Annotated in this window: 12 protein-coding genes; 2 read left to right on the top strand and 10 right to left on the bottom strand. The window is 36.4% G+C overall.

Features of this window, described 5'->3' with window-relative positions:
- Positions 1 to 132 precede the first annotated feature (132 nt).
- The 5 genes from ACOT8F_RS20775 to ACOT8F_RS20795 all read right to left on the bottom strand — a co-directional run bounded on the left by ACOT8F_RS20775 (position 133) and on the right by ACOT8F_RS20795 (position 4216).
- Positions 133 to 381 carry a hypothetical protein gene (locus tag ACOT8F_RS20775; RefSeq protein ID WP_421653817.1) on the bottom strand — a complete coding sequence of 83 codons (249 nt, stop codon included), beginning with the start codon at positions 379 to 381 and terminating at the stop codon, positions 133 to 135.
- A gap of 500 nt (positions 382 to 881) precedes the next feature.
- Positions 882 to 1271, bottom strand: coding sequence for a TfoX/Sxy family protein (locus ACOT8F_RS20780; protein ID WP_421653818.1), 390 nt, complete (start codon positions 1269 to 1271; stop codon positions 882 to 884).
- A gap of 14 nt (positions 1272 to 1285) precedes the next feature.
- A complete protein-coding gene (locus ACOT8F_RS20785; protein ID WP_421653819.1) occupies positions 1286 to 1480 on the bottom strand; it encodes a hypothetical protein in 195 nt (64 codons plus the stop codon).
- A 17-nt stretch (positions 1481 to 1497) separates the two neighbouring features.
- Positions 1498 to 2289, bottom strand: a complete 792-nt coding sequence (locus ACOT8F_RS20790) for an SRPBCC domain-containing protein (RefSeq protein ID WP_421653820.1) — start codon at positions 2287 to 2289, stop codon at positions 1498 to 1500.
- A 610-nt stretch (positions 2290 to 2899) separates the two neighbouring features.
- Positions 2900 to 4216 carry a serine hydrolase domain-containing protein gene (locus ACOT8F_RS20795; RefSeq protein WP_421653821.1) on the bottom strand — a complete coding sequence of 439 codons (1317 nt, stop codon included), beginning with the start codon at positions 4214 to 4216 and terminating at the stop codon, positions 2900 to 2902.
- A gap of 376 nt (positions 4217 to 4592) precedes the next feature.
- Here ACOT8F_RS20795 and trmL point away from each other — a divergent pair, with 376 nt between their 5' ends.
- The gene (trmL, locus tag ACOT8F_RS20800; RefSeq protein ID WP_421653822.1) at positions 4593 to 5063 is read left to right on the top strand and encodes a tRNA (uridine(34)/cytosine(34)/5-carboxymethylaminomethyluridine(34)-2'-O)-methyltransferase TrmL; all 471 of its coding nucleotides are present in this window, start codon (positions 4593 to 4595) and stop codon (positions 5061 to 5063) included.
- Between the two features lie 202 nt (positions 5064 to 5265).
- Here the strand turns inward: trmL and ACOT8F_RS20805 are convergent, their stop codons facing one another.
- The 5 genes from ACOT8F_RS20805 to ACOT8F_RS20825 form a co-directional block, all read right to left on the bottom strand.
- Positions 5266 to 5832 (bottom strand): DUF4256 domain-containing protein, encoded by a 567-nt coding sequence (locus ACOT8F_RS20805; protein WP_421653823.1) that lies wholly within the window; start codon positions 5830 to 5832, stop codon positions 5266 to 5268.
- A 346-nt stretch (positions 5833 to 6178) separates the two neighbouring features.
- Positions 6179 to 6949 (bottom strand): DUF817 domain-containing protein, encoded by a 771-nt coding sequence (locus ACOT8F_RS20810; RefSeq protein ID WP_421653824.1) that lies wholly within the window; start codon positions 6947 to 6949, stop codon positions 6179 to 6181.
- A 173-nt stretch (positions 6950 to 7122) separates the two neighbouring features.
- Complete coding sequence (locus ACOT8F_RS20815) at positions 7123 to 7344, bottom strand: helix-turn-helix domain-containing protein (RefSeq protein WP_421653825.1); 222 nt, start codon at positions 7342 to 7344, stop codon at positions 7123 to 7125.
- Positions 7345 to 7354: 10 nt separating this feature from the next.
- Positions 7355 to 7837 carry a DUF2975 domain-containing protein gene (locus ACOT8F_RS20820; protein WP_421653826.1) on the bottom strand — a complete coding sequence of 161 codons (483 nt, stop codon included), beginning with the start codon at positions 7835 to 7837 and terminating at the stop codon, positions 7355 to 7357.
- 677 nt (positions 7838 to 8514) lie between these two features.
- A complete protein-coding gene (locus tag ACOT8F_RS20825) occupies positions 8515 to 9132 on the bottom strand; it encodes a LysE/ArgO family amino acid transporter (RefSeq protein WP_421653827.1) in 618 nt (205 codons plus the stop codon).
- 135 nt (positions 9133 to 9267) lie between these two features.
- Here ACOT8F_RS20825 and pdxR point away from each other — a divergent pair, with 135 nt between their 5' ends.
- Positions 9268 to 10719 (top strand): MocR-like pyridoxine biosynthesis transcription factor PdxR, encoded by a 1452-nt coding sequence (gene pdxR / locus ACOT8F_RS20830; RefSeq protein WP_421653828.1) that lies wholly within the window; start codon positions 9268 to 9270, stop codon positions 10717 to 10719.
- Positions 10720 to 10992 lie beyond the last annotated feature (273 nt).

Here is a 10992-nt window from a genome sequence, read left to right on the forward strand (position 1 = left end):
TTTAAAATTCATAGTAAGGCTTCCTCCTTAAGACGTTGAGTTAGATTGGACTCTATACTCGTATCTTACTGAGGGGCTCTATTTTTTTCAAACCTGATATTTAAAGATCTACAGGAATGCTAACCTGGCCCGTTACTTCAATAAGAAAAAAGCGACCCTTCTACATTGAAGCATCGCCACCACTTTTTTGAAATAACCGCCAACATATATAAGATTTTTTATCTTACATAAATTGACAGAATAATTTAAGTTAATTTCCTTGCCCATATCATACCAGCAACATACAACCCCACCAATCATAGCAACAATGGACAAATTTTCACCTAAAATGAGAACAGAAGATAACGCTGCAAAAATAGGTTCGTTACTCATTAAAAACATCTACCCCTCCCTTAGAGTTTTTGTCGTTTTTTTTGACTAAAGGAGAATCGCTTTAATTTCAAGCCTCATGTAATCATTACTTTTTAGAACTATTCTGTTTTCGTTAGAATAAGAAAGAACAGGGGTGCCAATTTACATCCCTGTTCTTCAGCTTAATTCACTGGTGGGTTAAATGAGAAAATAGTAACTCATTTCATCTCCCAACGTGTGGGACATTAATTTGCTGGCAGAAAATTAATTTTATAAAAGTTGTACAGATTGGTAAATCAATCGTGCTCTAATACATACATATTAACTGATTCTCGATTTTTGATTTTTTGTGAAAATATCATTTACTGTCATTAATTATTCCATTTTGGTCCAATCATGCCTTTTATAACCTTCTTTTTTATACTTTATTCGCTATATCAACACTTGTCCTCAAGCTGCAGCCACGATTTTTTTCTATGCGTCGATGGCTAATGGGGAAATCATTGTGAACCATCATCAATTCATCAAGTTCACTTACTACATTCAATTAGACTTTCCCGTTTCTTTTTCTTTGCTGACACTTTCTCTGGCATTGTTTCCACCCATTGCAAAGACCGCTGGATCCATTCCTGTATTTTCTCCGGCTCATGCCTCCATTTCTCCGGAAAGGTAACATATTCCTTCATAGGTCTGCCTGGCATTGGGGAAAACTCAGCAGCCCCTTCTATCTCCAATAGACGAAGTCGATTGTTCTCTGGAAGTCTAACGAAAACGGTTGAACCGAATAAACCGGCGAACATATTTCCGTTGAAAAAACTACCAATGTTCCCGAACATTGGTTTTATTTTGATGCGAGGATCAATAGGTATGACTGATGCGAAAAATGCTTTAGATTCTTCATCTGGTTTTGGCATTGGCATAGTATCCCACCTTTCTAATTCGATAGTTTTTCCCGATCTAACCCAATTTTCTTATGTGTTTCACTAAGCCATCCAACCAATTGTTCTTCTGACATAGCTTTTAACATATCAATGTGATCTTGAATGGCATGATGCCACATTTTGGCTTCCACTACTGTTGGATTTTCATCTTTTACTGTGAACCCGCAATTACATGTTAATTCTTTCATTTTACTCTCTCCCTAAATTATGAATTTTTCTTTTCTATATAATTTTTAAGCAATGTTCCAAGCAGGTATTTCCATCCTTCGGAGTGTTCTTGTTCCCAATTCTCCTGGATGATACCGGATGCGTTGTGGGTAAGCTGCAGCAAAGTTCCTCCATCTTTATCGATCAGCCGGTAGGTATATGAACTGTTAACCGCACCTTGCATGCCTAAATGTCCATGGAGACGGATTTCCTCTGGTGCATTCACATAGTAAACGTTACCCCAGACAGCTCCTTCTTTCTCGCGCCATTTTTCTATAAACTGTCCTCCTGGAACAGGATCAAACGTAAATTGGGATGGCACTCCTTTTGGTGCTAAGCGAAACTCCCACCAGTCACCAGCCTGTTCTGTTAAAGCTTGAAAAACTTGTTCTCTTGGGGCACCAATGAAAACTTCTTGCTCAATACGAAAAACACGACCTTGCTCTATTGCTGTCATCGCAATATCTCCTCCTTTGTTTTCGACGATAGATCGTAAATTTAGCAAAGAATTTGCTGTTGGCTGCATGTATTTTCCAACCCATCGGTTATGCATTACTTGAAGGGGTACAGCGTTAAGAAAGTTACGCCTGTATTTTCCTTCTCGCCTAACCACCAATAAATTTCCTTCCTCCAAAATCGTCAAATGCTTCATAATCGCATACCTTGAGACTTCTGGAAAATACTCGTTTAGTTCACCAGTTGTTTTCGGAGATTCTTTGAGAATATCAAGAATCCGTCGTCGAATTGGGTGTCCTAGTGCTTTAAATACGCCTGAAAGTTCGTCTTGCATTTCAACGTCCTTTCATATAGATGTTTTATATTACAAAACAAGTTACCTTTTGGTCACTTATCATGTGTGACCTTATGGTAACACGAAATAAAGATATGGTCAAGTAGTATTTGATAATATCATTCCATTTATAATCGATTCAAATTCAGTTTATATTTGCTATGATCATAATTTTCAAAGCAATAAGAGGCGATAATTGTATTGCGTCTTTATGCTAAAGGAATACACCTTCTTGTTCAAGAAAGGCGCCCCATAATGGAAGATCTTATTGAAGATAAGCACCCGTTAATTTAAGTGAAATTATTCACAAATTCCTAATCGGGATTAATAAATAGATCCTCAGATTAACTAGCTGAAATAAAAAGCAAAAAAGCTGCCTAGTTGGAAAAGCAGCTTTTTTCTAAGTTACAAAAATAAGCTAGAAAAGCTTCTCATGGCTTTCCAATTTTGGCGGCTTCCCATGTTTCGCATCACAATAGAAAGATGCATGGCGTAAAGCCTTTTTTTAAAAACATTATTTCCTTTTAGGTTTATTGAGGGGCACATTATGCCCATACCTAAATGCCCGCAAATAAGCGAAATTCATATTACCGCTCATTTGAGTAAGCTATTATTTTTTATACAGAACCTGTTTACCACCATAATAGTCGGTATATTCGATGTTTGTAACCTTCTCCCCTTCATAATGAACTTCGAGACTCTCATTTATCATTTCGGTAATAAAGGTTGTTTGGCTATCATCCTCTTTGATAGGAATGAGCTTAAATTTGTATACGGCACCATACATTTTTGGAACTGTTACGTAAAGATCCTTTTCTTTCGATGAAATTTCTATTGATTGTGATCCCTTCTCGTTTTCAATGGAAAAAGTGCCGCATATTTTTTGTATTGAATTAAAAGGAATAGGAATTGCTGGATATGGAAGCGAAACCGTTTCATCAAAAACTGTTTTGGCTAGTTCCCTAGTAAATTTCATAACTGGTGTTATGTTCATATTGCTCAAACAAATGATCGTAACGTTATCGTCCGGGAAAAAAAGAAAATCATTTGTAAAACCACTAATGTCCCCAAAGTGGCTTATGTATTTCCTGCCTAAAAATGAGGAGACAGCCCAGCCGCATGCATAGGAGTTTTGGTGAGGCTTCAACATCATTTCTGTCAATCCTTTGCTGATTAACGTTGATTCTCGTAAGCATTGACTCCATTTATAAAGATCCTCTGTCGTCGAATACATCCCATACCCTCCTAACGGAAATGTAAGATCAGCAAATTCCGCATGAATAGGCTCTTCCCAGAAGGAATGTCCAGAAGCAAGCCCCTGTATAATTTTCCTTCCATCGTCACATCCTGTATCGTGCATGCCTAGAGGAAGGAAGATGTTTTCCTTCATATAATCCTGATACTTTTGTTGAGTTATTTCTTCAATTATGGCTGTTAGCAACATAAATCCTGATGTAGAGTACCTATATTGAGATCCAGGTTCAAATTCCAATTCCAGATCTTTAAAGGAATTGATGATATCTAGCAAAGTAGCTGGAAGCCTCATTGTTTTAGACCAAAAGTCTGTGAACCCTGTAAAATCGGCAATACCAGAAGTATTGGTTAAACAATGATAAATTGTAATTTTGGAGCCGTTAGGATACCAAGGAAAATATTTATCAATAGGGTCATCCAGTTTGAGTCTATTCTTTTCAGCCAGCTGAAAAATAGCCATCGCTGTAAAACCCTTTGTAATCGAACCAATGCGGAATTTTGTTTTTGGACTATTTGGTATCTGATGTTGCCAATTAGCCATTCCATATCCTTCGTTCATAATAATTTTCTGACCTGCTGCAACTAAGATTGAACCGTGAAGATACCCATTTAAGTCATAGGCTTTGACCCAATCCTGTATTCTCTTTTCTAGTGCAGTATTTGTTAAAACCATGTAATCCCCCTAAATGCAGCAACAATCCCTTAGTAATAAAAGGTGTATCTTTGCACTAAATTGATATTCGGATTCGTGGTCTATTTTCGCTCGGTGAATGCCCAACGATATCCATCTAAAATTCAAACCCTATATTAATTATTTTTAATGTTCATAATTATCCCATAAATTATCTGAACTGGTAAGTATTATTCAACAAAACTGCCCTTCGTTGAACAAGAGTAAGTTACATTTTTGAATCATTTACTTAAATGATTCAAAATGAGCTGCAACTTAGAGGTCACTGAATCCAAAAAGCTCCTAGTTCACCACCACATTAATCTGCATAGCAATATGTTATAATTTGGAGGGTAAAATAAAGAAGAGGTGACCATTCTTGGCAATACATGTTGTACTATATCAACCAGAAATTCCGGCTAATACTGGAAATATTGCACGTACTTGTGCCGCAACGGATACAGCCTTGCATTTAATCCGACCACTTGGCTTTTCAACAGATGAAAAAATGATAAAACGAGCAGGTTTAGATTACTGGAAGTTTGTAAACATAACGTATTATGATTCATTGGATGACTTTTTTTCAAAAAATCAAGGTGAGTTTTACTACATTGAGACGTTTGGTGAAAAAACACATTCATCCTTTGATTTCAGTGATGTATCAAAGGAACATTATTTTATGTTTGGAAAAGAAACAACGGGATTACCAAAAGATTTACTAGAAAAAAATAAAGATCACTTTTTGAGAATACCAATGAATGATAATGTTCGTTCACTGAACCTTTCGAATACAGCTGCTATATTGGTATATGAGGCTTTGCGCCAGCAAGGATATCCCAATTTAAAATAAAAAAATCTTCCGTTTTGGAATATTTCTTGTTTGATTTTCCAAACAGAAATATTGTGCTTATTAAAGTAAACTGACTCTTTAGTTGAATACAAAAAAAGATGGTCGCAGCAGCGTTCCATCTTGAAGTAAAGCCCCCATTAGTTGAATAATGAAATTAAAGCCTTTCGCCGTAATCCATTCTCAAATTCTAATTGTGCATAATTTAGACCCTTAGCGAGCCACGGAAACCCCTTGCAGAATAGTAGGATTCCGCTCCATTGTGGTACACAAATACAGTGTCGTAGCGATAATCACAAAAGATGGCCCCGCCAAGTTTTCTAACATTAGCAGGAGTTTGCACCCAACTCGATGTTTTCATATCGAAATTTTCAAGTTTCTGCAGCTCTCGGTATTGTTCTTCTGTTAAAAGTTCAATTCCCATGGTAGTTGACATATCAATAGCGTTATTTTCTGGTTTGTGTTTTTTTCTTGACTCCAGTGCTTTACGGTCGTAACAAACACTTCTGCGACCTTTAGGACTTTCCGGTGAACAATCATAAAAAATGTATTCGCCCGTCTTTTTATCATGGCCAACAACATCCGGTTCACCGCCAGTTCCCTCCATTTCATTGAGCGACCACAGTTTTTCAGTATTAGCTTCAATCTTAGCTTGTACTTTAGCCCATTCGAGACCTTTATGCCGGTGCATGTTTTTCTCAAAACGGGCTTCCAAAGTTCTTAGTAGTTCTTTACGTTGTTCTAGTGGCAACTCCTTATTTCTCTTTGTCATATTCGTTTCCCCCTTGGGTTGTCCTTATAATTAAATAAGGACTAAACTGCTCCTTAGTACAATAACTTCAATAAAATAGGCGTTAACCCTTATAGAGCAACTCACCCTATAGTTTAAGTTAATATTTTCACAAGAACCCCAATAAAAGCATTCGCGGTAGTATTATCATAAGCTAAATATTAAGAAAAAAAGCAACTGTTAGAACATTGCTATTTCCAATTTATCTTATTCAGTATTTTTTATACACTAGGAGAACTTCAACTAAAAAAGCCGAATTCCTTACTATGCTAAGGATCGTACTTTTTTAAAAGAGGGTTCTTAACAGTTATAAAAATTGACTAGCCATCTATCCTAGAGAAATTTTTCCCTTAACCTGCTTTAACGTAGCTACTATAAGAAAGCTAACAATCACTAATAAGAGCCATGAACTCACCTTACCTAGATGAACGAAACTCCATTCATTAGTTTGGTTTGGATATTCCCAAGCCCCAAAGAACGTTGCGATATTTTCGGCTATCCATATAAAAAGTCCGATGAGAACAAAAGAAAGTGAGAGTGGCATACGGTAACGAGTTCCATCAACCTCATATGTGACCCATGATTGCCAAAAGACGATAATGACAAGTCCAGATAACCACCAACGAACGTCAATCCAATAATGGTGGGTGAAAAAATTCAAATAAATAGCAGCTGCAAGAGGCACAATTACCAAAAACGGTGGCCACTTAACTAGTTCAACCTTAAGCCTCCTCCAAGCCTGACAAAGATAACTCGCTACACTTGCGTACATGAATCCGCTATACAAAGGCACACCAAAAATTTTGAAATATCCAAACTCTGGATAAGACCAGGAGCCCATATGTACCTTGTAAAGTTCAAGAGCAAGTCCAATAAGGTGGAACAATGTGATAACCTTTAGTTCATCCCGTGTTTCAAGCCCAGAACGCACCATCCACCACTGCATCAGAAGGCAGATGATGAGCAGCCAGTCATACCGTGGCAGGAAGGGAAGTGGCATGATTTGTGTAAAAGCCAAAGAGGCAAAAATCACGACAGGAAACAAACATGATAAGGCCTGCTCCCAACCAAAACAAACGAGTTGTTTTAGTGCTCTCATGACTTGTGCCTTCAAAGTTATTTTATGAGAATCATTTTGAATGGTTAAATTTATGAGTAACTCCCCTTTTATTAAAATTGATTCATTTTAATCATATTATTACACATGATAGAAACAAGAAGAAAAGATACATTAATGAGTTTTTCTTCACAATGTTAAATATCCCTACTTTATTATTCTTGAGTTTCTTCGTCATTTTTGTATTCTAAAATATCTCCTGGCTGACATTCTAATGCCTTACAAATCGCCTCTAAAGTGGATAATCGAATCGCTTTTGCCTTTCCATTTTTCAATATAGAAAGGTTAGCCATTGTTATTCCAACCCGCTCCGAAAGTTCTGTTACGCTCATTTTCCTTATAGCCAGCATCACATCAATATTGATTATAATTGCCATATTAATCACCTCAGACCGTTAAGTCATTTTCTGATTTTATATCAATCGCTTCTTTTAACAGTTTTTGAAGAACAGCCGCAAAGACTGCGATAACCATTGAAGCAAAAGGAACAACCAATCCGATAAAGATGACACCTGGGGCATCGTCTTTCTCCGCAAAGAGATAGAAGAGCGGCAAGACTAGCACATGCAAACAACTGATTGTGATTGAACAGTATTTGATTTTCTTTAAAGCTTTTACAGAAATTTGAGAGAAAGCTTTATTTTTGTCGATATAACGTAAAAGTTTGAAAGCCTGATACAAAGCAAAGTAAAAAGGTATCGCCGATGTATAAAAAACGATGAAAACGGGATATTTCATATAGGCAAACTCCGGAAGCAATTTTGCTGCAATATCCCCTAGCTCCGGGACCAAAAAAATGCACAAAGCAAGAACTGGGATTCCCAAAAGAATAACAGCTATTTTTAAAAAGAACGTTGAAACTTGTTTCATAAAAAGCACCTCACTTATTTATTGTCAATTTGAATTTAACACAATATTTATCGTTTTGCGATAAATTTTTATTCATTTCAATGATATTTTTGTTGCTATTCACAAATGTTATTTTTAGATAAAGATAAAAAGCATTCCTCATTACAAAGAAATGCTCTAATTTAAACCATTCAATTAATAACTTCATCACTAATTGCTTCGTTAGTTGAAAAAGAAAATAGCCAGCTATTAACTGGCAGCCGGAACTCGAAGTAAACACCCATCAGCTTAATATCAATTTTTAAAATCAGCTACATTCCAATTTCCATTTCGCATTGATAGTGTCCATAAATTCTTGAATTTTTTCTTTTGATAAGTCTTTTTCTCCGTTTAACTTATTAGCATAGGATTTTAATACCCAAGTTTCATCATAAGGCTTTTCTGGTACTTTCCATTGGACACACACCGAACCTATAATCCAACTGAAAGTATATATTATCTCAATATGAAATGTCGCACCTCCATTTCGCTTAACACTTCCATTAACAGTTTAACATATATATCCATTTACTTATTGAACTAACCTCCCCTCCCAGTTAGCCCAAGAAGAAATGGTATCGTCGCAGAGCTATCCCCTCTTTAACATAAGCACCTGTTACATCTCTTCACAATCTTCTCTATAACCCAATTAACTTGTGCTATTTACTAAATAAAGTTAACAAAAGATAGACTGCTGCCCCCCACATTACTAGGGCTGATATTTTGTTTAATATCAACAAAAATTTTCCAGATTTATCAAGCTGTCCACTTATTCGCCCAATCAGTGAAAGCCCAAAAAACCAAATCCATGAAACCAAAATACAAGCAAAAGTAAAGATTACTTTATCTTCCCCTTGGTATCTTAATGAACTTGTTCCAATTACACCTACAGTGTCCATGATGGCATGAGGGTTCAGTAAGGAAACAGATGCTGCAAACAATACTTGTTTCTTTAAAGAAAATTTATTCGCTCTTACTTCTCTTTCTTTACTTGGTTTACTATTCCATGTGGTCCATCCCATATAGATTAAAAAAATACAACCTGCCCCAATTAAAATGATTTTTATCCAAAATGAACCTAAAATAATAAATGAAACACCTAAAACAGATACCAATATTAAAAGGGTATCACACAAAGAAGCTGTAATGATGACTGGAAATGCATTAACAAAACGTGGCTGTAGTACCCCTTGATTAAAAACAAAAACATTTTGGACACCAAGAGGAAGAATCAGCCCTAGTGCAAGAATAAATCCATGAAAAAATGGTTCTAACATCCTGAGTTCGCCCTTTCTTATATATGCTTCAACGGGTATTATTTTATTTTGAAATTTTGTTTTTGTCTCCAACCAAATGGATGGAATCCAAACCAACCAAGTAATATAATAATTTCAAAAAGGAGAACCATTTTGATGTTTATAACCGATTGGAAACCAAATAAGTCATCGCCAGTACCATTACATAAACAAATAACTGATTTTATTAAAGAAAAAATATCCAATGGAGAGTGGACGATAGGATATAAGCTCCCTCCCCAACGTACTTTAGGAAAAGTTTTAGGAGTAAATAGAAGTACAGTTGTAACTGCATATGACGAATTAATAGCTGAAGGACTTATTGAGGGAAAAAGCGGCAGTGGAACAAGAGTAGTAAACAATACTTGGAACCTGTTAGCAACTACCCCTCCCCCTGATTGGAATTCATATGTAAATTTCGGGACTCACAAGCCAAACTTGCCAACGATTCAAGAAATAAATCAAGCTGAATTTATTCCTAATATAATTCGTTTGGGAACAGGAGAATTATCGCCAAATCTTATTCCAAGTCCATCAATGAAAAAAATTTTCCATCAATTGTCGAATAGTGAAATTTCTTATGGCTATGAAGAACCAAAGGGGTTGCTGCCCTTAAGAGAACAAATAGCCAACTACTTAACGACAATTGGGATTTCTGCTTCTCCTTCTTCCATTTTAATCGTATCAGGTGCATTACAAGCCCTACAGCTTATTAGTGTTGGTTTATTGCATAGGGGTTCTACCGTATTAACAGAAAAGCCATCGTATCTTCATTCTTTAAATGTCTTCCAGTCAGCAGGTATGCGTTTAGTGGGCATCCCTTTGGATAACGAAGGAATTCAATCCAATCTTATTAAACAATATAAAAAACAGCAAAAAGCTGCTTTACTCTATACCATTCCTTCATTTCATAATCCTACTGGGACCTTAATGACTGTGGAAAGACGCAAACAATTGCTGGATACTTGTCAACATGAACAACTACCTTTGATTGAAGATGATGTTTATCGAGAATTATGGTTTGATGAAAATCCGCCAAAACCAATTAAGGCTTTTGACAAACATGGACTTGTACTTTATTTGGGAAGTTTATCTAAATCTTTAAGTCCTGGCCTACGTATTGGTTGGATTGTTGGTCCAGAACCAGTAGTTGGGCACTTAGCAGATATTAAAATGCAAACCGATTATGGGTCTAGTTCTGTATCGCAGTGGGCAGCAGTAGAATGGTTTTCCAGTGGACTTTACTATAAACATCTAAATGAAGTAAGAAAACAACTGAAAACTCGAAGAGATTTTACTTTAGATACTTTGAACAAGTATTTTTCTGATATTGCAGTTTGGGAGAAACCAACTGGAGGATTTTATATTTGGTTGCGTTTTTTACCGTCACTCTCTATGAGAAAATTATTTGAAATTGCACTTACAGAAGGAATATTACTTAATCCAGGGAATGTTTATGATAATCAAGCTGAACAATATGTACGAATTTCCTATTCATTTGCTTCTCTTCCAAATATAGAGGATGGTCTTAAACGCTTATCTAAATTTGTAAAAACAATAGCCAAATAAGGGCTTCATTTGAAGCTCTTATTGCTCGATTCCTTGTTCAACTCCCTCAGTTTGATACGAATATCTCTCGAATGCTCACTTATTCGCAGGATTTCATAACCCTTGTAATTGGGTTTACGGGTAAATGAAATGAGTTCACATCAGTTACGCCGCCCTTGGGGGCTTTCCCTCCCATGTCTCAACGGGTCAATTGCCCTCTCATTCCTTCGTCATGCCTTTCCAAGGGGTGGAGGCCAGTTATGCTAACCTGATGGGTCACAGTGCCCTTTTGTT

Origin of the sequence: Chryseobacillus diguaensis, from assembly GCF_049220665.1 — a bacterium.
Classification (GTDB): Bacteria; Bacillota; Bacilli; order Bacillales; family Bacillaceae; genus Metabacillus_B.

What these genes read in the sequence shown, in the direction of transcription:
- ACOT8F_RS20810 (WP_421653824.1), bottom strand. Translation starts at nt 6,949, where the DNA reads ATGAGAGCACTAAAACAACTCGTTTGTTTTGGTTGGGAGCAGGCCTTA.
- pdxR (WP_421653828.1), top strand. Translation starts at nt 9,268, where the DNA reads ATGTTTATAACCGATTGGAAACCAAATAAGTCATCGCCAGTACCATTA.
- ACOT8F_RS20815 (WP_421653825.1), bottom strand. Translation starts at nt 7,344, where the DNA reads ATGGCAATTATAATCAATATTGATGTGATGCTGGCTATAAGGAAAATG.
- ACOT8F_RS20820 (WP_421653826.1), bottom strand. Translation starts at nt 7,837, where the DNA reads ATGAAACAAGTTTCAACGTTCTTTTTAAAAATAGCTGTTATTCTTTTG.
- ACOT8F_RS20825 (WP_421653827.1), bottom strand. Translation starts at nt 9,132, where the DNA reads ATGTTAGAACCATTTTTTCATGGATTTATTCTTGCACTAGGGCTGATT.
- ACOT8F_RS20785 (WP_421653819.1), bottom strand. Translation starts at nt 1,480, where the DNA reads ATGAAAGAATTAACATGTAATTGCGGGTTCACAGTAAAAGATGAAAAT.
- ACOT8F_RS20805 (WP_421653823.1), bottom strand. Translation starts at nt 5,832, where the DNA reads ATGACAAAGAGAAATAAGGAGTTGCCACTAGAACAACGTAAAGAACTA.
- ACOT8F_RS20790 (WP_421653820.1), bottom strand. Translation starts at nt 2,289, where the DNA reads ATGCAAGACGAACTTTCAGGCGTATTTAAAGCACTAGGACACCCAATT.
- ACOT8F_RS20780 (WP_421653818.1), bottom strand. Translation starts at nt 1,271, where the DNA reads ATGCCAATGCCAAAACCAGATGAAGAATCTAAAGCATTTTTCGCATCA.
- ACOT8F_RS20775 (WP_421653817.1), bottom strand. Translation starts at nt 381, where the DNA reads ATGTTTTTAATGAGTAACGAACCTATTTTTGCAGCGTTATCTTCTGTT.
- ACOT8F_RS20795 (WP_421653821.1), bottom strand. Translation starts at nt 4,216, where the DNA reads ATGGTTTTAACAAATACTGCACTAGAAAAGAGAATACAGGATTGGGTC.